The 22,392-nt window shown below is 72.1% G+C and carries 25 protein-coding genes; 13 read left to right on the forward strand and 12 right to left on the reverse strand.

The window, feature by feature from the left end; genetic code table 11:
* Nucleotides 1-192: 192 nt before the first annotated feature.
* The 3 genes from nusB to IEY17_RS18400 form a co-directional block, all read right to left on the reverse strand.
* Complete coding sequence (gene nusB / locus IEY17_RS18390; protein WP_188989423.1) at nucleotides 193-633, reverse strand: transcription antitermination factor NusB; 441 nt, start codon at nucleotides 631-633, stop codon at nucleotides 193-195.
* Nucleotides 634-684: 51 nt separating this feature from the next.
* Nucleotides 685-1,251: an elongation factor P gene (gene efp / locus IEY17_RS18395; protein WP_188989425.1), complete on the reverse strand. Its 567-nt coding sequence runs from the start codon at nucleotides 1,249-1,251 to the stop codon at nucleotides 685-687.
* Nucleotides 1,252-1,340: 89 nt separating this feature from the next.
* Nucleotides 1,341-2,444, reverse strand: a complete 1,104-nt coding sequence (locus IEY17_RS18400) for a M24 family metallopeptidase (RefSeq protein ID WP_188989428.1) — start codon at nucleotides 2,442-2,444, stop codon at nucleotides 1,341-1,343.
* Nucleotides 2,445-2,559: 115 nt separating this feature from the next.
* Here IEY17_RS18400 and IEY17_RS18405 point away from each other — a divergent pair, with 115 nt between their 5' ends.
* Complete coding sequence (locus IEY17_RS18405; RefSeq protein ID WP_188989430.1) at nucleotides 2,560-3,081, forward strand: methylated-DNA--[protein]-cysteine S-methyltransferase; 522 nt, start codon at nucleotides 2,560-2,562, stop codon at nucleotides 3,079-3,081.
* 108 nt (nucleotides 3,082-3,189) lie between these two features.
* On the opposite strand, the gene IEY17_RS18410 is transcribed toward IEY17_RS18405, so the two are convergent.
* Nucleotides 3,190-3,834 (reverse strand): spermidine synthase, encoded by a 645-nt coding sequence (locus tag IEY17_RS18410; protein ID WP_188989432.1) that lies wholly within the window; start codon nucleotides 3,832-3,834, stop codon nucleotides 3,190-3,192.
* Between the two features lie 456 nt (nucleotides 3,835-4,290).
* Here IEY17_RS18410 and IEY17_RS18415 point away from each other — a divergent pair, with 456 nt between their 5' ends.
* Nucleotides 4,291-5,466, forward strand: a complete 1,176-nt coding sequence (locus IEY17_RS18415) for a glycoside hydrolase family 64 protein (RefSeq protein WP_229680285.1) — start codon at nucleotides 4,291-4,293, stop codon at nucleotides 5,464-5,466.
* Nucleotides 5,467-5,710: 244 nt separating this feature from the next.
* On the opposite strand, the gene IEY17_RS18420 is transcribed toward IEY17_RS18415, so the two are convergent.
* From IEY17_RS18420 to IEY17_RS18445, 6 genes are all read right to left on the reverse strand, one after another.
* Nucleotides 5,711-6,511 (reverse strand): Fpg/Nei family DNA glycosylase, encoded by an 801-nt coding sequence (locus tag IEY17_RS18420; RefSeq protein ID WP_188989436.1) that lies wholly within the window; start codon nucleotides 6,509-6,511, stop codon nucleotides 5,711-5,713.
* Nucleotides 6,512-6,649: 138 nt separating this feature from the next.
* A complete protein-coding gene (locus IEY17_RS18425; protein ID WP_188989439.1) occupies nucleotides 6,650-7,495 on the reverse strand; it encodes a hypothetical protein in 846 nt (281 codons plus the stop codon).
* A 39-nt stretch (nucleotides 7,496-7,534) separates the two neighbouring features.
* The gene (locus IEY17_RS18430) at nucleotides 7,535-8,176 is read right to left on the reverse strand and encodes a trimeric intracellular cation channel family protein (RefSeq protein ID WP_229680286.1); all 642 of its coding nucleotides are present in this window, start codon (nucleotides 8,174-8,176) and stop codon (nucleotides 7,535-7,537) included.
* A 116-nt stretch (nucleotides 8,177-8,292) separates the two neighbouring features.
* Nucleotides 8,293-9,297, reverse strand: coding sequence for a substrate-binding domain-containing protein (locus IEY17_RS18435; RefSeq protein ID WP_188989443.1), 1,005 nt, complete (start codon nucleotides 9,295-9,297; stop codon nucleotides 8,293-8,295).
* A 30-nt stretch (nucleotides 9,298-9,327) separates the two neighbouring features.
* Entirely contained in the window at nucleotides 9,328-10,338 is a 1,011-nt protein-coding gene (locus tag IEY17_RS18440; RefSeq protein ID WP_188989445.1) for an ABC transporter permease, read from the reverse strand.
* Nucleotides 10,331-11,854 carry a sugar ABC transporter ATP-binding protein gene (locus IEY17_RS18445; RefSeq protein WP_188989447.1) on the reverse strand — a complete coding sequence of 508 codons (1,524 nt, stop codon included), beginning with the start codon at nucleotides 11,852-11,854 and terminating at the stop codon, nucleotides 10,331-10,333. Before IEY17_RS18445 ends, IEY17_RS18440 begins: the two co-directional genes overlap by 8 nt.
* Nucleotides 11,855-12,082: 228 nt before the next feature.
* Between IEY17_RS18445 and IEY17_RS18450 the strand changes: the two genes are divergently transcribed.
* The gene (locus IEY17_RS18450; protein ID WP_188989449.1) at nucleotides 12,083-13,687 is read left to right on the forward strand and encodes a serine/threonine-protein kinase; all 1,605 of its coding nucleotides are present in this window, start codon (nucleotides 12,083-12,085) and stop codon (nucleotides 13,685-13,687) included.
* 51 nt (nucleotides 13,688-13,738) lie between these two features.
* Here IEY17_RS18450 and IEY17_RS18455 read toward each other — a convergent pair whose 3' ends face one another.
* The gene (locus IEY17_RS18455; RefSeq protein ID WP_188989451.1) at nucleotides 13,739-14,794 is read right to left on the reverse strand and encodes a lactonase family protein; all 1,056 of its coding nucleotides are present in this window, start codon (nucleotides 14,792-14,794) and stop codon (nucleotides 13,739-13,741) included.
* A gap of 177 nt (nucleotides 14,795-14,971) precedes the next feature.
* Between IEY17_RS18455 and rocD the strand changes: the two genes are divergently transcribed.
* Nucleotides 14,972-16,204: an ornithine--oxo-acid transaminase gene (gene rocD, locus IEY17_RS18460; RefSeq protein WP_188989452.1), complete on the forward strand. Its 1,233-nt coding sequence runs from the start codon at nucleotides 14,972-14,974 to the stop codon at nucleotides 16,202-16,204.
* Nucleotides 16,205-16,220: 16 nt separating this feature from the next.
* On the opposite strand, the gene zapE is transcribed toward rocD, so the two are convergent.
* Complete coding sequence (zapE, locus tag IEY17_RS18465) at nucleotides 16,221-17,246, reverse strand: cell division protein ZapE (RefSeq protein WP_188989454.1); 1,026 nt, start codon at nucleotides 17,244-17,246, stop codon at nucleotides 16,221-16,223.
* A gap of 84 nt (nucleotides 17,247-17,330) precedes the next feature.
* Here zapE and IEY17_RS18470 point away from each other — a divergent pair, with 84 nt between their 5' ends.
* The 9 genes from IEY17_RS18470 to IEY17_RS18510 all read left to right on the forward strand — a co-directional run bounded on the left by IEY17_RS18470 (nucleotide 17,331) and on the right by IEY17_RS18510 (nucleotide 22,330).
* Nucleotides 17,331-18,083, forward strand: coding sequence for a pyrimidine reductase family protein (locus tag IEY17_RS18470; protein WP_229680287.1), 753 nt, complete (start codon nucleotides 17,331-17,333; stop codon nucleotides 18,081-18,083).
* Nucleotides 18,084-18,313: 230 nt separating this feature from the next.
* Nucleotides 18,314-18,817 carry an Asp23/Gls24 family envelope stress response protein gene (locus IEY17_RS18475; RefSeq protein ID WP_188989457.1) on the forward strand — a complete coding sequence of 168 codons (504 nt, stop codon included), beginning with the start codon at nucleotides 18,314-18,316 and terminating at the stop codon, nucleotides 18,815-18,817.
* Nucleotides 18,818-18,909: 92 nt separating this feature from the next.
* Nucleotides 18,910-19,215, forward strand: a complete 306-nt coding sequence (locus tag IEY17_RS18480) for a hypothetical protein (RefSeq protein WP_188989459.1) — start codon at nucleotides 18,910-18,912, stop codon at nucleotides 19,213-19,215.
* Entirely contained in the window at nucleotides 19,212-19,478 is a 267-nt protein-coding gene (locus IEY17_RS18485; protein ID WP_229680288.1) for a hypothetical protein, read from the forward strand. The genes IEY17_RS18480 and IEY17_RS18485 overlap by 4 nt, the downstream gene beginning before the upstream one ends.
* Before the next feature lie 43 nt (nucleotides 19,479-19,521).
* Nucleotides 19,522-19,701 (forward strand): hypothetical protein, encoded by a 180-nt coding sequence (locus IEY17_RS18490; protein ID WP_188989461.1) that lies wholly within the window; start codon nucleotides 19,522-19,524, stop codon nucleotides 19,699-19,701.
* Nucleotides 19,698-20,075 (forward strand): Asp23/Gls24 family envelope stress response protein, encoded by a 378-nt coding sequence (locus IEY17_RS18495; protein WP_188989463.1) that lies wholly within the window; start codon nucleotides 19,698-19,700, stop codon nucleotides 20,073-20,075. Before IEY17_RS18490 ends, IEY17_RS18495 begins: the two co-directional genes overlap by 4 nt.
* Before the next feature lie 3 nt (nucleotides 20,076-20,078).
* Nucleotides 20,079-20,615 carry a DUF6286 domain-containing protein gene (locus IEY17_RS18500; protein ID WP_188989465.1) on the forward strand — a complete coding sequence of 179 codons (537 nt, stop codon included), beginning with the start codon at nucleotides 20,079-20,081 and terminating at the stop codon, nucleotides 20,613-20,615.
* Nucleotides 20,612-21,214: an alkaline shock response membrane anchor protein AmaP gene (gene amaP / locus IEY17_RS18505; RefSeq protein WP_188989467.1), complete on the forward strand. Its 603-nt coding sequence runs from the start codon at nucleotides 20,612-20,614 to the stop codon at nucleotides 21,212-21,214. The genes IEY17_RS18500 and amaP overlap by 4 nt, the downstream gene beginning before the upstream one ends.
* Before the next feature lie 12 nt (nucleotides 21,215-21,226).
* The gene (locus IEY17_RS18510; RefSeq protein ID WP_188989665.1) at nucleotides 21,227-22,330 is read left to right on the forward strand and encodes an ATP-dependent DNA ligase; all 1,104 of its coding nucleotides are present in this window, start codon (nucleotides 21,227-21,229) and stop codon (nucleotides 22,328-22,330) included.
* The last annotated feature ends 62 nt before the right edge of the window (nucleotides 22,331-22,392 follow it).

Here is a 22,392-nt window from a genome sequence, read left to right on the forward strand (position 1 = left end):
CATCATCAAACAACTCTATCGCCGCCGCACGCTGCTCCGCGGTCAACGAACTACGCCCAGCCAAACCACCGCTCCCCGATGATCGGAACTGAATTCCACAGTCCAACCACCGGGGACCAGTTCAACCACGGTGATCGGTCGGAGGCGCCCTTCACTCGTCACTCTTATGGGCGACAGGAGGCGGGTGACCGCTCACTCCGCGGCCGTCTCCTGGCGCACCGACCTGCGCAGGCGGTTGCTGATGCCCGCGATGCGGCCCAGCACGCCGTTGACGAACCGCGGCGAATCGTCCGTGGACAGCGTCTTCACCAGCTCCACGGCCTGGTCGATGGCCACCGCCGGAGGCACGTCGTCGCTCCACAGCAGCTCGTACAGACCCAGCCGCAGCACCGAGCGGTCCACCGCCGGCATGCGGTTCAGCGTCCAGCCCTCGGCGTGCTGCTCGAGCAGCTCGTCGATGCGCTCCCGGTTCGCGGTGACGCCCTCGACCAGGGCGATCGTGTACTCGGCGACCGGCGGCACGTCGGGCGACCCGACCCGGTCGGCCAGCAACGTCACCGCGTCCATCCCGCGCTGGTCCGCCTCGTAGAGGAGATCCACGGCGCGCTTGCGCGCCTTGCTGCGAGAACCCACCTCACACCCTCTTCCCGGCCGGAACGAGTCCTGGTGCCGACGGGCAGGCGATCATTTGCTGCTGACGCGGCTGAGGTACCGGCCGTCGCGCGGGTCGACCTTCACCTTGTCACCGGTGTTGATGAACAGCGGCACCTGGATCTCGGCACCGGTCTCCAGGGTGGCCGGCTTGGTGCCGCCGGTCGCGCGGTCGCCCTGCACGCCCGGGTCGGTGTGCTTGATCTGCAGCTCCACCGAGGCCGGCAGCTCCACGTACAGCGGGTTGTCCTCGTGCCGGGCCACCACGACGTTGCTGTTCTCCAGCATGTAGTTCGCCGCGTCGCCGACGACGTCCGCCGAGATCCCGACCTGGTCGTAGGTGTCCGGGTCCATGAACACGTACTCGGTGCCGTCGTTGTAGAGGTAGGTCATCTCACGGCGGTCGACGTTCGCGGTCTCCACCTTCACGCCGGCGTTGAAGGTCTTGTCCACCACCTTGCCGGACAGCACGTTCTTCAGCGTGGTCCGCACGAAAGCACCGCCCTTGCCGGGCTTGACGTGCTGAAAGGTCACGACGGTCCACAGCTGACCGTCGAGGTTGAGCACCATTCCGTTCTTCAGGTCGTTCGTGGTGGCCACGGTGCGGGTCTCTCCTGTGGTGATGGCTTCGGGCGTGTTCCGTCGGAACGCGAAGGCTGATTCCGGCGGTGTCGACGCACTGCGGTGCGTCAGACTTCGACGAGCTCCTTCGTCGTCAAGGTGAGGAGCTCCGGTGTGCTGGGACGCACGACCAGTGTGTCCTCGATGCGGACCCCGCCCTGCCCTGCCAGATAAACGCCAGGCTCGACGGTGACCGCCATCCCGGCGCAGATTCTACCGTCCCCCCGCTGCGACAACGTCGGTGCCTCGTGGATCTCCAGACCCACGCCGTGCCCCAGCCCGTGCAGGAAGCGGTCCCCGTACCCGGCGTCCTCGATCACCTGGCGTGCCGCGGTGTCGATTGCCCGCACGTCGGCGTCCACCCGCACCGCACCGCACCCAGCGGTCTGCGCGGCCTGCACCAGCTGGTAGATCTCCCGCTGCCAGTCGGCGGCGCGGCCGAGCACCACGGTGCGGGTCATGTCGGAGTGGTAGCCGTCGACCAGCGCGCCGAAGTCCAGCTTCACCAGGTCGCCCTCGGCCAGCACCGCGTCGGTCGGCCGGTGGTGCGGCACCGCGGAGTTCGGGCCCGCGGCGACGATCGTGTCGAACGACGGCCCGGCGGCGCCGTGGTCGAGCATCCGCGCCTCGAGTTCGCGGGCGACCTCCAGCTCGGTGCGGCCCGGGCGCAGTCCGCCGTGCTCGATGAGGTCGGCCAGCGCCCGGTCGGCGGCGGCGCAGGCCATCCGCAGCGCCTCGATCTCGCTCTCGTCCTTGACCAGCCGCAACTGTTCGACCAGCCCCGGTGCGCGGACCAGTTCGGCCCCATCGGCCTGGGCGGCCAGTGCGTCGAGGCCGTCGACGGTGACGTGCTGGCTCTCAAAGCCCACGCGCCGGTATCCGGCGGTGGCGACGTGGCCGGCCAGCGCCAGGTCGCTGGCCCGGTCCAGGATCCGCTCCAGGTCCGGCACCTGCTTCTCGGCCTGCAGCAGGTAGCGGCCGTCGGTGCAGAACACCGTCCGCTCCTCGGCGCCGGGCTCGTCGGCGGCGTGCACCAGCAGCGCGGCGTTGGACCCGGTGAAGCCGGTCAGGTAGCGGATGTTGAGCAGGTCGGTCACCAACATCGCGTCCAGCTCCCGCTCGCGGAGGCGGTCGCGGAGAGCGTGACGTCGGTGGGCGTGCGCTTCGGACATGCTCCGGAGCCTAACCTCGAAATCCGCGAACGGGCCTGGTCACGCCGACGTCGGCGGGAAACCGCCACGATCTTGCGCGGGCCGGTTCGTCGGTGCTGGGCGCTACCCTGCCGGCATGTCGCTGTCGTGGAGCGCGCTCGCCAGCCCCGTCGGGGAACTGACGGTGGTGGCCACCGGCTCGGGCGTGCGCCGGGTGGCGTTCGCCGGGCCGGAGGAGGTGCTGGGCGAGTTCGCTGCCGCCGAGCTGAGCCGGGACACCGGCCTGGCTGCGGTAGCGGCGCGCCAGCTCGACGAGTACTTCGCGCGGCGGCGCCGGGAGTTCGACGTGCCGATCGAGTGGTCGCCACTGGAGGGGCTGCGGCTGCACGTGCTGCGTACCCTGCACGAGTTGGTGCCGTTCGGGGAGACGGTGAGCTACCGGCGGCTGGCGGAGTTGTCGGGGCGGCCGGAGGCAGCCCGTGCGGTGGGCGCGATCATGGGCAGCAACCCGGTGCCGCTGATCGTGCCGTGCCACCGGGTGCTGGCCAGCGGCGGCGGACTGGGTGGCTTCGGCCCCGGCCTGGAGGCCAAGCGCCGCCTGCTGGTGCTGGAGGGGGTCCTGGAACCGAGCCTGCTGGAGCTCGACCTGCTGGGCTAGCAGGGGCGTCTCGTTCTGCTTCGCTGGTCCCCCGACCCCGTGCGTGCCCGGTGCGGCGGTGGTTCGGCCACGACGCTTCCCAGGCCGAAGGCAGGTTCAGGCAGGTTCTCAGCGGGCCGCCAGGAACAGGTGGTAGGTCGTCTCGTGCCGGCCGAGGGTCACCGGGATCGTGCGTTCGTCGCACCCGCCGAAGACCTCCGCGATGGCAGCGCACAGCTCCGGCGCCTCGGCGGCCGACCAGATCGCCGCGGTGCCGCGCGGGGTGAGCCGGTCGCGGCACAGGGCGAGGAAGTCGCGGCGGTAGAGCGCGGAATTGCTGTCGTAGACCAGGAATCCGGGCCCATTGTCCACATCGAGCAGAACCAGGTCGTAGGTCTGCTCGGCGCGCAGCGCATCGGCCACGTCGGCGATCACCACGGTGACACGGTCGTCGTGGATCGGGGTGGCCGGGACGAGACCGCGCCGATGCCAGTCCACCAGGTCGGGTTCGATCTCGACGACATGCGCCTCGCGGACCCGATCGTCGGCCAGCACCTCCCGGAGGGTGAAGCCCAGGCCGAGGCCGCCGACGAGCACCCGCAGGTCCGGCCCGGGCACGGCCTTCAGGGTCGCGCTGGCCAGCAGGCGTTCGGACTCGGTGTGCGCGGTGTCCATCACGAAGACGCCGTTGACACGCAGCTCCAGCGCGTCGGAGCGGCGCAGCAGCGCGAGTTCGCCACGTTCGGACAGGGCGCGGGCAAGGTGTTCGGACATCCCCACCAACGGTAGTCACGCCCCCACAACACCCAAACGGGTTCCCCACCCACACCCCCCATTCCCAAGTTTGATGCTCCAAACTTGGGACCTCACCGACCACCAGGTTTGTTTACCTGACCCCGGAAACCCCGAGTCCACCAGTTCCCACATTTGCCGGAAATCGGGACGCGCCACCCCAGGAATTCACAATTTTGCCCACATTCGGGAGCCCACCGCGTGAGGGCCGAGGCGGCGCTGGGGCGGATTCCACCCCGTGACCAGGGGGATCGCCAGGGCGGGGACGTTTTTCACACCGCCTGCGGAAATGTGCGGCGGGCGCGGGGTTGTCCGGCGCTGACCGGTCGAGTGGGCCGGTTCGGGGAATTCATGGCGGCGGATCGGCGTATTGGCGACCCCTGGCGCCACTCCAAGAATGTTTGTTGTTGCGCCCAACTTATGCGAATCCGAAGGGATGTGCGTTTCTTGTTCAGCAGAAGATCCTTCCTCGGCGGCCTGTCCGCCGCCGCCCTCTCCGCTCCGCTGCTCGGCTCCGCCCCGACCGCGCTCGCCGGTCGCCGCACCGCGACCGTGCCGCTACCGTTGACCATCGTCAACCGCAGCGGCCAGTTCGACAACAGTTCGATCTGGGTGTACGTGGTCGGGGTCAACCTCGACACCGGCGAGCAGTCCCGCGTCACCCCCGACGGGCAGCTGGTGCCGGTTTCCCTCGACGACGACGGCTCCGACGGCTTCGCCGACTACGCCATCCCGCTGCAGTCCAGCGGGGACACCACGCTGAACCTGCCGAGCATGTCCGGCCGGATCTACTTCGCCCTCGGCGACAAGCTCAAGTTCAAGGTGGTCACCGGCGGCGACGGCAAGCCCGCGCTGCAGTACCCGGCGGGCTGGGTGGACAGCGACCCGAGCCACTCCGTGCTGCACGACACCGTCGAGTTCACGCTCAAGGCCGACGGCATGTACTGCAACACCACGATGGTCGACATGTTCAGCGTGCCGCTGTCGATCCGCCTGCGGGGCGCGCAGGACCAGACCACAGGCACGATCCCCGCGGGCGGCCGGGAGCGGATCCTCTCCGGGGTCGCCGAGCACCCCGACTTCGCCGGGCTGCGGCAACAGGACCTGCGGGTGATCGCCCCCGGCCACGGCCTGGACCTCGGCGCGTTCCCGAACACCTACTACGACTCCTACATCGACCAGGTGTGGTCGAAGTACCAGGGCACCCAGCTGAGGGTGAACACCGGCGACGGCCGGGTGTTCACCGGGCAGGTCTCCGGCGACACCTTCCTCTTCGACGGCGGGGTGCAGCCCATCGGCCGACCGTCCACGCGGGACGTGCTGTTCTGCGACGGCGCGCTGGCCGCGCCCAACGACGGCGTCACCGGGCCGGTCGCGGCGATCCTGGGCGCGGGCTTCAACCGCTCGATCCTGCACAACATCGCCGACCAGCCCGGCACCGACCCGAGCGCGTTCTACCAGCACGAGATCACCAACCACTACGCCAAGGTGATGCACGCCAACACCGAGGACGGCAAGGCGTACGGGTTCGCCTTCGACGACGTGGCCGGTTTCGCCTCCTACATCCAGGACGGCGCGCCGAGCTCGATCACCGTGACGCTGACGCCGTGGTGACCGGCGCCTCCCGGGTGCGCGCCGGATGCACGCCGAGAAGGCCGTCGCCAGCAAGGCAGACTTCGGAAGCGCACCCCGACACGCGCGGGCATGCTGGGCTCCCACTTCAGGCCAGGATCACCCGCCGGCGAAGCATCGGAATTCGGGCGGGGATCAGGTGTGAGTGAGCGCCGCTCCGGTGCGGGCAGCCCGCGGTGCGCGAGTGTCCGCCAGCCCGGCCAGCGCGGCGACGCATGAACGCCCGTCACCCCGGCTGGCAGGTCGGGCACCACAGGGTGCTGCGCCCGCCGACCTTCGCGTGACGCAGCGCCGTCGAACACCGCGGGCACCGCCGGTCGGGCTCGTCGCGGTGCCCGGTCAGCCACGAGGGATCATCCGGCACGTGCCCGGCGCGCACGGCGGCGCGCAGCATCGAGCGCATCTCGCGGTGCAGCCGGAAGACGTCGTCAGCGGCCAGGTCGCGCGTCTCCCGGGTCGGTGGAATCCGGAACCGCCACAGGATCTCGTCGACGCAGATGTTGCCGAGACCGGCCAGAAGGGACTGGTCCATCAGCGCGGGCTTGATCCGGCGGCTGGTGCGGGACAGCCGGTCGGCGAACTCGTCCTCGCCGATCCGCTGCGCGTCCGGGCCGAGCTCGGCCAGCACGTCGTCCACCTCGTCCTCGTCGCGGGCCAGATGGATGCCGGTCAGCTTGCGCATGTCGCGGTAACGCAGCTCCCCCGCGGCGAAGTCGAACACCACCCGGTCGTGCTTGTGCAGCTCGGCGTCGTGCTCGCACCACCGGAGGTTCCCGGTCATGCCGAAGTGCAGCAGCAGCCGCGGGAACCCGGCGGCGCCCTTCGCCGAACCGGCGGTGGGGATCAGCAGCCACTTGCCGTGCCGCTGCGGGTCGGTGAAGTAGCGCCGGCGCAGCGCACGCTCGAACGACTCGGCGGTGGTGCCACGCAGGACCTGCGCGTCGTACACCGCCACTCCGCGCACCTGCCGGTGGGCCGCGTTCCGGGCAACGCGGCGAAAACCTTCGACATCAGGAAGTTCGGGCATGCCCCACGGCTACCCCGCGCGGTGGCGCGTGCCGCTCGCCGGAGGCCGGCCATCATCGGCATGGGCGACATCCGGGTTCCGCCGCACGCTCTGGTGCTCTGCGCCCGGCTCGTGCTCCGGCACCGCCGCGTGCCCGGGTCAGCGTAGGTGCGCGACGGCCGCGGCAGCCGCGGCCGTCAGGTCGCGGCGAGCTGCGGCGTACCCGAGGGAACTGGGGCGGCTGGACAGCAGGGCCACCGCGTAGCGGTGCTCCGGGCCCGCGGTTCCCGCGCTGTGCAGAATGATCCGCCCCTGCTGGCAGCACATCCACGCCGACTTGACCGCGGATCCGGACACCGCCGCAAGACCGAAAACCTGGTCGAACCCGTCCGCGGCCCGCGGTGGCGCGGCTGCCAGACCGCGCACCGCGAAGTCCCGCTCCGATGCGGGCAGCCCGTCGAACAGGTATGCGTCGAGCCGAACCGCATCGCGGGCCGACAGCTGGGTCTCGCCCCACCGCCCCGGATCCTGCGGCGCGCGAGTGTCCTCCAGCCCGGCCAGCGCGGCGACCCGGGCGACCGCGCCCGGACCGTCGAACCGCGACCACAACTCGTTCATCGCCGCGTCGTCGCTGGGTCCGAGGGACCGGCTGATCCAGTCCCGGGTCCGCTGGTCGACGAGCGCACCGTCGCGGCGCAGCACGTCCACCGCGACGATGAGCTTCGACAGCGACGCCGAGTACATGGGCTGCGCGGCCGCCCTGCCGAGCGCCAGTTCCCCGGTGGCCCGGTCGAGCACGGCGACACCGACCACCTCGGCGTCGTGCTGCTCCGTCCAGTCCTCGACCGCGGCGACGGCGGCCGTGGCCGGCCCGGTGACCGGCGGGGTGGTCGGGGACGGCTGCGGCTGGTCATCCCGCACGGTCACGACCTCCGGCCAGCCGCACGCGACCAGCAGCGCCGACAGCGCGGCGCCCACCACGAACGTGCCGGCCCGTGCCCACATCGGACCTCTGTTACCCGTGGCCGGCGTGCGGCAAACCAGTCATTGCGCTGTGGTGCCGCGGGCCAGCGGGGCCCGCCAGCCGTAGTGCAGCGCCAGCAACCGGACGACAACCGCGATCAGCGCGGCCAAGGCGCTGGTGATCGGCGTCAGCAGGTGCAGCACGGCCAGGATCGACACGAGCGCGCTGCCGAGCAGGGCGGGCACCGCGTAGATCTCGCTCCTGGGGTGCAGCAGGGCGGGGATCTCGCCGGAGAGCAGGTCGCGGAGGAGGCCGCCGCCGATCGCGGTCGCCGCGCCGAGGGCGACCGCGGGCAGCGGGTGCATGCCGAAGTTGAGCGCCTTGACGGTGCCCGCGACGCAGAACACGCCGAGCCCCACCGCGTCGAAGAGCAGCACGAACCGCCGGATGCGGGCCAGCCGCGGGTGCCAGAAGAACACCACCGCGGCGGCCACCAGCGGGGTGGTGAAGTAGGCGATGTCGGTGAACGCCACGGGCGGCACCGCTCCGATCACCAGATCCCGGAACACGCCGCCGCCCAGGGCGGTCACCTCGGCGAGCACGGCGATGCCCACGGCGTCGAAGCGCTTGCGCACGGCCAGCAGCGCCCCGGAGAGCGCGAAAGCGAAGATCCCGATGAGGTCGAGGACCTCCTGCACCAGCGGGTTGACGATTGCGGTCACCACCGCATCGTGCTATCAGCCCCACTCCCCTACCGCAGGCACCCCTGATGAAACGCCACGCGAAGGGCTCCCGTGACCAGGCAACTCGGCGAAGCCGTTCACTCTCCCCGGACGGCTCAGGCGGGCGGGTTCTGGCAGCTGGGGTTGAGCAGCTTCTGCACCTCGGGGCTGTCCACGTTGTCCTTCGTGATCAGCATCGAACCCGTGTCCGAGCTCGGCAGCGGCTCCGCCGAGCCGCGGATCTTGCTCACCGCCGCGTTGACCGCCGCATACCCCATCTTGAACGGGTTCTGCGCGATCAGGCCGGTGATCACGCCGTCCCGCAGGGCCTGGATCTCACCCTCCGAGGTGTCCCAGCCGATGATCTTGACCTGGCCGACCTTGCCCGCCTGCCGCACCGCTTCGGCCGCGCCCAGCACGCTCGGCTCGTTGGCCGCGTAGATGCCGTCGAGGTCCGGGTTCGCGGTCAGGATGTCCTGCGTCACCTGCAGCGCCCGGTTGTAGTCGCTGTCGCTGGACTGCTGGGCGACGAGCTGGAGGCCGGGGTGCTTGGCCATGCCGCGCCGGAAGCCCTCCGCGCGGGTCTCGTTCGTGCTGGTACCCGGCTGGAACTCGATGAACGCCACCTTGCCGCGACCGCCGAGCTGCTCGGCGAGCACGTCGGTGGCCTGCTCGGCGGCGGCGACGTTGTTCGTCGCGAACACCGGCACGTCCGGCGGCTGCGGGGTGGTGCCGGAGTCCATGTTGACCACCACGGTGCCCTGGCTCTGCGCGGACTTCGTGATGTCGGCCAGCGCCTTGGCGTCGGTCGCCGCGTACACCAGGCCCCTGAGGTCGCCCTGCGACAGCAGGTCCTGCAACAGGCTCTGCTGGCCGCTGACGTCGCTTTCGGCGTGCACCCCGTCCCAGTGGATCGTCACGTCCTGGTGCTTGGAGCCCGCGCACTCGGCGCCGACGCGCACCTTCTCCCAGAAGTCGAACCCGATCGCCTTGGGCACCACGGCCAGCTTGATGGGCCCGCCCTGCTGGCCGCCGCCACCGGTCTGCTCGCGCACCCCGACGCTGCACCCGGTCGCGGCGACCGAGAGCAGCACGCACGCCGCGGTCAGAACCTTCCTCATCACCGAGCTCCCTTGCTCATCGCGGGTTTGCTACCCGGCGTCGCCGCCGAGCTTGCGCCGCTGGTAGCGGTCCCACCACACGGCCAGCCAGATGATCACGCCGATCAGCACGTTCTGGTAGAAGGTGCCGATGTTGAGCTGCACGGCGCCGTTGCGGATGACCGCGACCAGAAACGCCCCGATCAGCGAGCCCCACACGGTGCCGCGTCCGCCGAACAGGCTCGCGCCGCCGATGACCACCGCGGCGATCACGTCCAGTTCCAGGCCCTCGCCGAAGTTCGGCTGCCCGGAGTTGATCCGCGACGCCGCGATCATGCCGCCCAGCCCGGCCAGCGCACCGGAGACCACATACACCGCGGTGGTGTGACGACGCACCGGGACACCGGACAGCCGCGCGGCCTCCATGTTGGATCCCATCACGTACGCGTAGCGGCCGAGGCGGGTGCGAGTGAGCACGACGTGCCCGGCGACCGCCACGAGCGCGATCAGCAGCACCGGGATCGGGACCGCCCCGATGACGCCCTGGCCGAGCAGCCGGAACGACTCCGGCGCGCCGAACACCGCCACCGCGCCGGTGAAGATCAGTACCAGCCCGCGGCCGACGCTGAGCATGCCGAGCGTGGCGATGAACGGCGGCAACCCGACCACCGACACCAGCAGGCCGTTCACCAGCCCGGCGGCCGCGCCGACCGCGATGCCGCCGATGATGCCGACCAGCGGGTTGACGCCGTACTCGGCCATCAGCAGCACGCCGACCACCCCGGACAGCGCCGCCACCGACCCCACCGACAGATCGATCCCGCCGGTGATGATCACCAGCGTCACGCCGACCGCCATCACCGCGTTCACCGAGGTCTGCGAGCCCAGGTTGAACAGGTTGTCCGCGGTGAGGAACGACGGGGCGACGATCGACAGCACGACGAACACGACGATCAGCGCACCCGCCGCCGCGACCTGCGAGACCGCGCCGGACAGCCGGTCCCCCACGCCGCCCAGCAGACCCCGGTCCACTTCGGACTTGTCCAAGGCCGGCTCAGTCATGGTTGCCCCCGTTTTCGACGTTGCGGGCTCCGGTCGCGAGCGCGACGACGCGTTCCTCGGAGAACTCGGCGCGGGGGACCTCGCCGGCGATCCGCCCGCCCCGCATCACCAGGATGCGGTCGCACATGTTCAGCAGTTCCGGCAGATAGCTGGAGATGAACACGACGGCCTTGCCGCGCGCCGCGAGGGAATCCATCTGCTGGAACATCTCCGACTTGGCCCCGACGTCCATGCCGCGGCCCGGCTCGTCGAAGAACAGCACCTCCGCACCGGTCTCCAGCCACCGCGCCAGGATCACCTTCTGCTGGTTGCCGCCGGAGAGCATCCGCGCCGGACGCCCCACCCACGGCACCCGGATGCGCAGTCCGTCGCGCTGCCGCTCGGCGATCCGGCGCTCGGCGGCCAGGTCGATCAGCCCGGCGCGCATCGGCAGCCTGGCCAGCGTGATGTTCTTGTCCACCCCCAGCTGCAGGGCGAGACCATCCGCCTTGCGGCTCTCGGTGAGGTAGCCGATGCCCGCGGCGATGGCGTCGGCCGGGCCGCGGATGCGCAGCCGCCGACCGTCCAGCGTGATCGTGCCCGCGTCCGGCAGTTCCGCGCCGAACACCGCCCGCGCCAGCTCCGTGCGGCCCGCGCCGACCAGCCCGGCCAGGCCGACGATCTCGCCCGCGCGCACCTCGAACGACACGTCGCGAACCGCGTCGCCGCGGGTCAGCCCCTCCACCCGCAGCCGCACCTCACCCGGTTGGGTGTGGGTGCGGGGGTAGAGGTTCGCCACGTCGCGGCCGACCATCAGCTGCACGAGCTGCGCCTCGTCGAGCTCGCCGACCGGCCGGGTGGCGACGACGGCTCCGTCGCGCATCACCGTCACCCGGTCGCCGATCTCGAAGATCTCGTCCAGCCGGTGCGAGATGTACAGCACGGCGATGCCCTGCGCGGTCAGCTCGCGCACGATGCCGAACAGCTCCTTGGCCTCCCGCTCGGTGAGGCTCGCGGTGGGCTCGTCGAGGATGACCACTTTCGCCCGCACGGCCAGGGCTTTCGCCAGTTCGACGCGCTGCTGTTCCGCAGTGGACAACAGCTCGACCCGCCGCCCCGGGTCGATGTCCAGGCCGACGCGGTTGAGCAGTTCCCGCGCGGCGCGGCGCTCCTCGGCCCGCGAGATCCACCCGCCCCGGCCCGGTTCGTGGCCGATGAACAGGTTCTCGGCCACCGACAGGTCCGGAGCCAGCGCGAACTCCTGGTGCACCATGGACACCCCGAGCCGCCGCGCCGATCCGGGGCCCTGGTAGGTCACCGGCCGACCGTCCAGTTCGATGCGCCCGGTGCTGGGCGGTTCGATCTGCGCGATCAGCTTCATCAGCGTCGACTTGCCCGCGCCGTTCTCACCGGCGAACACGTGCACCTCGCCGGGCGGGATGGCGAGGCTGACGTCCGAGACGGCGACGACACCGGGGAACTGCTTGCCCACGCCGTGCAGCGCCACGGCGGGACGGGTGCGCTCCGTCGACGTCATGGCGTGCCTCCCCTCGATCTACGGCGACCGTTCTCGTCGGGCTGGCAGTGCGCCGGATCATACCCATCCACAGCACCCGCCGAAAGGGTTGGAACGAAGCCAAGTATTCGATTACCGGTGCGTACCCGCGAGGCCCGGATCGGTGAACCGGCACACGTCCGGGCGGCGGATACGTAAGCTCGGTGGGGACGTGACCACACGATCTTCGCGACAGGAGGATGAGGACCCGTGCAGCCGTTGCTGGCCAGCGACCCGACCCGGGTCGGCGACTACCGGCTGCTCGCCCGGCTGGGACGGGGCGCGATGGGCGGGGTGTACCTCGGCCGGTCGCGCGGCGGGCGCGTGGTTGCGGTCAAGGTCATCCGCCCTGATCTGGCCGAGGACCCGGAGTTCCGGGAACGGTTCCGCCGCGAGGCGCTGGCCGCCCGCTCGGTCGGCGGATTCTGGACGGCCGCGGTGGTGGACGCCGACCCGGACGCCGAGCGGCCGTGGCTGGCCACCGAGTACGTGCCGGGCCCGACGCTGCACCAGGCGGTGGTGGACCACGGTCCGCTGCCCGAGCCCGCAGTGCGCAGCCTGGCCGCCGGGCTGGCCGAGGCGCTGACCGCGATCCACCGGGTGAACCTGGTGCACCGCGACCTGAAACCGGCCAACGTGTTGCTCGGCCCCGACGGGCCGCGGGTGATCGACTTCGGGATCTCGCGGGCGATGACCGGCAACGCGCTGACCGCGACCGGCATGTTCCTGGGCACGCCCGGGTTCTTCTCGCCGGAGCAGACCCAGGGCGGCGAGGTGGGCCCGCCCAGCGACGTGTTCTCCCTCGGCGCGGTGCTGGTGTTCGCCGCCACCGGCCACGGCCCGTTCGGGGACGCAAGCACCGCGGCGCTGCTGTACCGGGTGGTGCACACCGAGCCGGACCTGTCGCGGGTCCCCGACGGGCTGCGGCCGCTGCTGGCGGCGTGCCTGGCCAAGAACCCGGCCGCCCGCCCCACGCCGAGCGTCCTGCTCGACCAGCTCGGCGAGGCCAGCCCGCAGGGCAACGCCTGGCTGCCGCCGGCGATCAGCGATGTCATCGCCCAGCACGCCACGCAGATGCAGCAGACGGCGAACGCCCCGCTGCCCGACACGCCGCCGCCACAGCCCGTTGCGGCGCAGCCGAAGCCCGCCACCCGGGTCCACACCCAGAACGCGCCGGCCGCCCCACCCGTCGCGCAGCCCGCGACCCCCGCACCACCGGTCCTGCTGCGCGACCGGATCGTCCCGGCGCAGCCCCGGCAGACCGCGCAGCAGCAGGCCCGGGTGCGCAGGGACAATCCCGGGCCGGTGTTCCGCACGGCCGGACGGATGCGCGCCGTGCTGTCGGCGGTGGTCTGTGGGCTGATCATCTTCGGCGCCAACTGGCTGTTCCGCTCCTACGACGTCAGCGAGGTGTCGCGGGACCACATCGCCCTGTTCCGGCTCGGCATACTGCTGCTGGCGCTCAGCATGGTGTGGTCGATCGGCCTGGCGCTACTGCCCAATCTGCGCCTGAAGATCAACAGCGACGGCCTGCTGATCTCGCGGATGGGCCTGGACCGGGAGATCCCGTGGAGCCAGGTGCAGCGGGTCGGCGTGGTCGGCAGCGGCAAACGGGCGTCGCTGGCGGTGTGGCTGGCCGACGGCTCCGCGCCGAACTCCCGGGTGTGGCACCGCGCCCGCCCCTACCACGGCGGAGCCTGCATCTTCCCGATCGGCGCCACCGGTGGCTGGCTGACCCGCCGCCAGGAGACCCGCCGCGTCCGCACGGCCCTGGCCCAGTACGCCCCGGGCCGCTACGACGCCCGCCTCCTCTGACGCCGCACCGAAACCAGCGATACCCGCGCCGCCACGCGGACGAGCCGCCGGTCAGGGCACCGGGAGGATGCAGACCGGGGTCGGCGTGGGAACCGGCTCGCCGAGGGGGGTCAGCTCGCCCGCCGGGGAGAGCTCGAACGCCTGGACGTTGTGGCTGCGCTGGCCCGCCGCGAACAGCACCCGGCCGTCCGGGGACAGCGCGATGTGGCGGGGTTCGGCGACCACCGCCGAGTGGATGTCGACCAGCCCGAACCCGCCGTCGCCGGAGTCGGCGCGGAACACCGCGATGCTGTCGTGGCCGCGGTTGGAGGCCAGCACGAACCGGCCGTCGGGGGTCACCACCACCTCGGCGGCCAGGTTGGGCTGCCCGTGGTCCGGCGGCAGCGTGGCGAGGGTCCGGCCCGGCTCGAGCGTGCCCGTCGCCGCGTCGTAGCCGAACTCGGCGACCGACGACGCCAGCTCGTTGACCAGGTATGCCCGCCCGCCGTCGGGGTGGAACGCCAGGTGGCGGGGCCCGGAACCGGCCCGCATCCCCACCTCGTGCCGCAGTGCCAGGTGCCCGGTGGCCACGTCGAAGTGGTAGACGTACACCGAGTCGGTGCCCAGGTCGACGGCGAGCACGTGCTCGCCGGACGGGTCGGGCAGGACCTGGTGCGCGTGCGGCCCTTCCTGGCGCAGCGGGTTCGGCCCGCTGCCGCTGTGCTGCACCTCGTGGCAGGGTTCACGGAGCACGCCCCCTTCGGCGACGGGGTGGACCGCGAGGTTGCCGGTGCCGTAGTTGGCGGTCAGCACCCACTGGCCGGACGGGTGCACGCTGAGGTGGCACGGCTCCGAACCCAGCGACGGCTGCGAGTTGATCTCACGCAGCCTGCCGTCCTGGCGCACCTCGAACGCGATGACCCGTCCCTCCCGCACCTCGCTCACCGCGAAGAGCGTGGCCCCGTCGGGCGACAGCGCGAGGAAGGACGGGTCGAACGCCTCGGCGACGCTCTCGGTGCACCGCAGCCCGCCGTCGGCGTCGGCGATCGCCAACCGGATCCCGTCGACCGCCGTCTCGGCGCCCGTGTACGCGCCGAGGTACACGCGGTACTCGCCCTGCTCCGGCATCTGCGCCTGCCTCCCGCCGCCGCGAACTCCTCCCGCGCCCATCATGGCAAGGCGCCGCCGACTTCCCCCGCTCGGACAACGAACAGCGGCAAGATCGTGAAACGACGCAACGAATCGACGATGCAAGCAACGGCTCGCGGCTGAAATCTACGCAGATACCGACATAACCTTATGCCCATGACAGTCGTCCCGTCGCACCTCGAAACGTCCTCGCGGGCCGCCCGCTTCCGGGCGCTCGACGAGCAGTACAGCGCGCACAACTACCACCCGCTGCCGGTCGTGATCGCCGAGGCGTCCGGCGCCTGGATGACCGATGTGGACGGACGACGGTACCTCGACTTCCTCGCCGGGTACTCGGCGCTGAACTTCGGGCACCGCCACCCGGCGCTGGTCGCGGCGGCCACCGAGCAGCTCGGCCGACTGACCCTGACCAGCCGCGCGTTCCACCACGACCAGCTGGGCCCGTTCTGCCGCGAGCTGGCCGAGCTCACCGGCACCGACCGGGTGCTGCCGATGAACTCCGGTGCTGAGGCCGTGGAGTCCGCCATCAAGATCGCCCGGAAGTGGGCCTACCGGGTCAAGGGGGTGCCGGAGAACCAGGCGGAGATCATCGTGGCCGGGTCCAACTTCCACGGCCGCACCACCACCATCATCTCGTTCTCCACCGACCCGGTCGCCCACGACGGCTTCGGCCCGTACACGCCGGGTTTCGTCGTCACCGCATACGGCGATGCCGCCGCGGTCGAGGCCGCGATCACCGAGCGCACCGCGGCCGTGCTGGTGGAGCCGATCCAGGGCGAGGCGGGGGTCATCGTGCCGCCCGCCGACTACCTGCCCTGGCTGCGGCGGCTCTGCGACGACCACGACGTGCTGCTGATCGCCGACGAGATCCAGTCCGGACTGGCCCGCACCGGCGAACTGCTGGCCAGCCAGCACGACGGTGTCCGCGCCGACCTCTACACGCTGGGCAAGGCGCTGGGCGGCGGCATCCTGCCGGTGTCCGCAGTGGTCGGTCGCGACGACGTCATCGGCGTGCTGCGGCCCGGGGAGCATGGGTCGACCTTTGGCGGCAACCCGCTGGCGTGCGCGGTGGGCCGCGCCGTGGTGCGGCTGCTGAGCACCGGCGAGTTCCAGGCGCGCTCGCGCGAACTGGGCGCGCACCTGCACGCGCGGCTCGGCGAACTCGTCGGGCGCGGCGCCGTCGAGGTGCGCGGTCGCGGCCTGTGGGCCGGGGTGGAGCTGGCCGCGGGATCGCTCACCGGCCGGCATGCCTGCGAGGCGCTGGCCGAGCGCGGTGTGCTGTGCAAGGAAACCCAGGACACGACCCTGCGCATCGCCCCACCGCTGGTGATCACCCGCGAGGAACTCGACACCGGCCTGGACGCCGTGGCCGAGGTCATCGCCGGCTGAGCCGCGAGCCCGCGGGTCAGGACCTGGCGAGGTCTCGGGACAGGGCCGTCAGGCGGCTGATCGCCCGCAGGTACTTCTTGCGGTAGCCGCCGTGCAGCATCTCGTCGGTGAACAGCCGCGACAGCGCCTCGCCCGAGACGCGGACCGGGATCGCCCGGTCGTAGAGCCGGTCGGCCAACGCCACCAGGCGCAGCGCCACGTCCTGGTCCGGGGCCGCGTGTACACCGCGGAGGTGGACGGCGGTGACCCCGTCCACCAGGCGGCCGTACCGCGAGGCGTGCAGGCCCGCCAGGTAGCCGCACAGCTCGTCGAAGTCGTCCAGGGTGGCGCCGTCGGTGGCCTCGGCGAGCCGCACCAGCTCGTCGTCGTCCATCGGCGGCGGCGCTTCCGGCAGCCCGCGGTGCCGGTAGTCCGGGCCGTCCACCCGCACCACGCTGAACCGGGCGGACATCGCGTGGATCTCGCGCAGGAAGTCCGCGGCGGCGAAGCGACCCTCGCCGAGCTTGTCCGGCAGCGTGTTGGACGTGGCCGCGATGTGCACGCCCGCGTCGGTCAGCTTCGCGATCAGCTGGGTGACCAGCATGGTGTCGCCCGGGTCGTCGAGCTCGAACTCGTCGATGGCCAGCAGGCGGTGCTCCGACAGCCGCCGGACGGTTTCGGCGAAGCCGAGCGCACCCACCAGGTTGGTGACCTCCACGAACGTGCCGTACGACTTCGGCCCCTCGGTGGCGTGCCACAGCGATGCCAGCAGGTGCGTCTTGCCGACGCCGAAGCCGCCGTCCAGGTACAGGCCCCGCCTGCCGCTGTCGGTCCTGCGGCGGCCGAACATGCCGCGCAGCCACGACCCGCCGCCGGTGCCCGCGTTGATCCGCTCGGCGAACGCCGAGCACTCCCGCACCGCCACCGCCTGGCTGGGCTCGTCGGGGTTCGGGATGTAGGTGTCGAAGCCCACCGAGTCGAACCGGGGCGGCGGGGTCATCGCCTGGACCAGCTCGTCCGGGGTGATCTCGGGACGGCGGTCGACCAGACGGGGCAAACTCATGGGCCGACTCTATAACCGGCAACCCGGTCACCCGGCCGTGCGGGCACGTGCTCCTGCTCACCCGAGTCGTGGTGGGATGGCGGCGTGGTGGACAAGCTCTGGCCGGTGGACGGCGCGCAGCAGGTGGACGACGAGTTGGAGGCGCACTACGCCTACCCGGAGTCGCTGGACCGCCCGTGGGTGCGGGTGAACTTCGTCTCCAGCCTCGACGGGGCGGTGACCGTGGGGGGCAGCTCGCGGGGGCTGTCCGCCCCGGTCGACCAGCGGGTCCTGGGTCTGATCCGCACCCTGTCCGACGTGGTGCTGGTGGGTGTGGGCACCGCGATGGCCGAGGGCTACCGGGGCGTGAAGCGCACCGAGGTCCGCGCCGAGGCGCGGCGGCGGCTCGGCCTGTCGGAGGTGCCGCCGATCGCCCTGGTGACCGCGCGGGCCTCGCTGCCGCCGGACTCGCCCCTGCTCACCGACACCCTGGTGCCGCCGATCGTGCTCACCTGCGAGGCCGCCCCGCGACAGCGGCGGGACGCGCTCGCCGACGCCGGTGCCGACGTGGTCGTCGCCGGGGACGAGCGGGTGGATCTGCGGCGGGCGCTGGCGGCGCTGGACGAGCGGGGACTGCGCCGCATCGGCTGCGAGGGCGGGCCGAGCCTGTTCGGCACCCTCGTCGACGAGGACCTCGTGGACGAGCTCTGCCTGACTCTCTCCCCGCTGCTGGCCAGCGGCGACGCGGGCCGCATCGCGGTCGGCGCGGGTGCGGAGCCGCCCAGGCGGATGACATTGCGGTCGGTGCTGCACGCGGAATCGCTGCTCCTGCTGCGCTACGCGAGAATGCCCGGGTGACGGTGGGGGCCCGGCCCGACGACGCCCTCGTGGCGGCCTCGCGACGAGGGCGTCGTTCGACGGACTGGTCCGGCAGGCCATCGACGTCGAGCCACCGGGTGCCGAATGAGCGCACAATGGTGATGCAGGACACAACAACGCACGATCGCGGCGGGCACACGCATCAAATCCTGGGGACAGACCTCGCTGGACCGTGGCGGTCTCGGCGGAACCGGAAGGAGTTCGAGTTCATGGCCCAGAACAGCGGCGGGACGACGGTGAACGCGCAGTCCGCAGCCGAGGAACGGCGCATCCCGGAGACCCGCCCCGGCGGCGCACCGGCCCGGCTGGCCGATGACACCTCACAGGGTAAGACGACGATCGCGGCCTCGGTGGTGCAGAAGATCGCCGGCATCGCGGCCCGCGAGATTGCCGGTGTGTACGCCATGGGCGGCGGGGTGTCCCGCGCCTTCGGCGCGATCCGCGACCGGATTCCCGGTGGCGGTGGCACCTCCTCCACCGCCGGCGTGCAGGTCGAGGTGGGCGAGAAGCAGGCCGCGGTGGACCTGGACATCGTCGTCGAGTACGGCGCGTCCATCGTGGACCTCGCGCGGGCGGTGCGCCGCAACGTGATCACGGCGGTGGAGCGGATGACCGGGCTGGAGGTCATCGAGGTCAACATCGCGGTCAACGACATCCACCTGCCCACCGACGACGGTGAGGAGAGCGGGCAGGCCACGTCCCGCGTGGAATGAGCGCCTCGCCCGACCCCGCCGACCGCGTGGGGTCCGCGGTTTCGGCTGAAGCCGCGGACCTCCTCTGATCTCCCCGGGAGGACGACGCCGAGATGCCGGAGCACGTTTCCGCCAGCGAACTGGCCGACCGGGTGCGCGCGCACCCCTCGGTGGTGCGGCTGCACGGCGGGCCGTTCGGTGCGATCGCCTCCTACCTACCGGGCCGCAAGGTCGTCGGGGTGCGGTTGCCCGACGAAGGCGAACCGGTGGAGGTCGGGGTCGTGCTGCGACTGGACCGACCGCTGCCCGACGTTGTCGCCGAGCTGCGCGGGCTGGTGGCCGCGGTGGTGGGTCCGGTCCCGGTGGACATCGTCGTCGGCGACGTGGTCACCCCCGACGAGCCACCGGAGGGCGGATGATGGCCGCTGGGGAGCACGACCCGGCCACCAGAGCGGCGATCCGCGCGTTCGTCCGGACGCACCACCCGGACGTCGGCGGTGACCCGGAGGTCTTCGTCGCCGGGCTCGCGGCGTTGCGGGCCGGGCCGTCCACGGGGCGGCGGCCGTGGGACCGCTATGACGCGCCGGTCGTCGTGGTGGTCCGGCCGCGCGGGATCCGCGCGCTGTTGCACCGCTTCCGAACCTGGCGGGCGCGCCGCCACCGCCCGCCCCGAGTCCGGTGACCGCCGGAGCCGCAGTCGTCTGAATTGGCAGGAGGTTTCACCCATGAACGCGACGCAGACCGGTTTGCTGGCCGGACTGATCCTTGGCGCCGCCGCCGCGCTCGGCGGTTTCAGCGGTTTCCTGATCGCCTTGCTGGTCGGCGCGGTCGGCCTGGTGATCGGCCGGATCGTGGACGGCGACCTGGAGATCGGCGACATCCTGGGCCGGGGCAGGGATCGATGACCGCGGTGAGCGAAGCAGTCGAGAACGCCGGTCGGACCGATCCCGCCGAGCGGGGCCGGTTGCAGATCAGCCGCGTGGTGCTGCGCAAGATCGCCGAGCACGCCGCGGACGAGACACCCGGAGCGGTGCGGGCTCGCCGCCGGATGGGGCGCGGCGGACAGGGCGCCAGCGCGCAGTTGTCCGGGCCGGACGACGAGCTGCGGGTCCGGCTCGACGTCGCGCTGCGCTACCCGCAGCCGGTGCGCGATGCCGTGGCGGCGATGCGGCAGCGGGTGGGCGACGAGCTGCGGCGGCTCGCCGACTGCCGGGTCAGCAGCATCGACGTGACCGTGTCCGCCCTGGTTCCCGCGCAAGCACCGCCGCGGGTGGAGTGAGCCATGCGCCTGTTGGTTCGTCTGATCACCGCCCTGCTCGGCCTGGCCGTCGCGGCGCTCGGGGCCCTGCTCGTGGTCGAAACGCTGTGGGCGCTCGCACGTCCGCACAGCCCCGGCCTGCTGGTGCCGTGGCGGGATGTCCACGGTGGGCTCGGCGCGTTGTCCTGGGATGACCCGCCGGTGCGGGTGACCGCGGCGGTGGTGGCGCTGGTGGGGCTGGTGCTGCTGCTGGTGGCGTCCGCGGCCGGCCGCAGGGAGTACCGGCTGCACGACCCCGCGCCGGAGGTCACCGTGACCACCGACCGGCGCTCGCTGGCGCGGCTGGTCGGCCACCAGGTCCGGGAGCAGGATGGTGTGGCGGGCGCGTCAGTGACCGCGGGCGCCAAGCGGGTGCAGGTGCGGGCCACGGCCCAGTTCCGCGAGTCCGGTGACCTGCGGACGCGGCTCACCGACACCGCCGAGCGGGCCGTGGGGGAACTGCCGCTACGCACCCGCCCGAAGGTGCTGGTGTCGGTGGCACCGCCGAAGGAGCGGCGATGACCGAGGTGAAACCGAGTGCCACGCCGACCGGGCGGGCGTTGGGCTTCGAGCGCGTCGTGGTCGTGGTGCTGGGGCTGCTCGCGCTGCTCGCCGGTGCCGCGGCGCTGGTGGTGGGCGCGGGGTGGCTCGGCGCTTTCCGGGCGCAGCGGCCGCTCGCGGACCCACTGCTCGTGGCGTGGGTGCAGGACCACCCGGAGTGGGCCGTCCCGGTCGCGATCGTGCTGGGGCTGGTGCTGTTCGGGTTCGGCCTGTGGGCGGCGGCCCGGGCGCTGCGGCCGGAGCCGCGCCCCGACATGCCGCTGGAACGCGGCGATGACGGCAGCCTGACGGTGGCGTCCGCGGCGCTGACCGACGCGGTGCGCGCCGACGCGGAGCGGGTCACCGGCGTCAGCCGCGCCCGGGTGCGGATGGCGGGCAGCGCGCACCGCCCGTCGCTGCGGCTGACGCTGTCGCTCCAGGAGGGCACGAACGTCCGGCACGTGTGGGACGAGCTCGACAGCAAGGTGCTGGCGCGCGCCCGCGAGACGCTGGGTGTGGAGGTCCTGCCCACGGCGATCCGGCTGCAGCTGGACCGCGCCCCGCGCCAACGCGTGCGCTGACCGAGAGGTGTTCTGGTGCTTCCGCTGCAACCGCCGGTGAAACCGATGCTGGCCAGTCCGGTCGACAGCATCCCCCGCGAGGGCGGGCTGCTGTTCGAACCAAAGTGGGACGGCTTCCGCTGCCTGGTGTTCGCCGATCCGCGGGACGCGCACCCGGTGCGGTTGCAGTCGCGCACCGGGCGGCCGCTGGACCGCTACTTCCCGGAGGTGCAGGCGACCGTCTCCGAGTACCTGGACCGGGCCGCCGTGCTCGACGGGGAGCTCGTGGTGATCCGCAGCGACGATGTGGGCGACCGGTTGGACTGGGACGCCCTCACCGAGCGGATCCACCCCGCGGCGAGCCGGGTCCGGACGCTGGCCGAACGCACCCCGGCGACCTTCATCGCCTTCGACCTGCTCGCGCTGGACGACCGGGACCTCACCGGGGCGCCGCAGACCGAGCGCCGGGAACTGCTGGCCGGGCTGGGGCTGGACCACCGCGGGCTGCGGATCACTCCGGTGACCGACGACCCGGACACCGCGACGCAGTGGTTCCGGCTGTTCGAGGGAGCCGGGCTGGACGGCCTGATCGCCAAGCCCGGCACCGGGACCTACGTGCCGGGCAAGCGGACCATGTTCAAGATCAAGCACTCGCGCACCGCGGACTGCGTGGTGGCGGGGCTGCGCTGGCACGCCAACACCGAGCCCGGCACCGCGGTCGGTTCGCTGCAGCTGGGCCTGTTCGACGAGCACGACGTGCTGCACCACGTCGGTGTCGTCGGTGCGTTCCCGGCGGCGCAGCGCAGGGCGCTGGCCGGCGAGCTCGCGGGGCTGATCACCGAGGGCGCCCACCCGTGGCTGGGACCGGACGCCGCCGACGGGCGGCGGCTCCCCGGCTCGGTCAGCCGCTGGAACACCACCGAGCAGCCGTGGGTGCCGCTGCGCCCGGAGCGCGTCGTCGAGGTCTCCTACGACCACACCGAAGGGGCGCGACCAAGCCGTTTCCGGCACACCACCCAGTTCGTCCGCTGGCGCCCGGACCGCGACGTGACGTCCTGCCGCTACGACCAGCTGGAGGAACCGGCGCGCTACGACCTCGGCGCGGTTCTGCGGGGAGACGCCAGCCGCGCCGACTGACCCGCGTCCCGAGAGACAAACCGCACCCTGCTGACCTTGATGCGCGTCATCCGCCCCAGGCC

It is taken from the genome of Saccharopolyspora thermophila (assembly GCF_014646075.1).
Taxonomy (GTDB): domain Bacteria; phylum Actinomycetota; class Actinomycetes; order Mycobacteriales; family Pseudonocardiaceae; genus Saccharopolyspora; species Saccharopolyspora thermophila.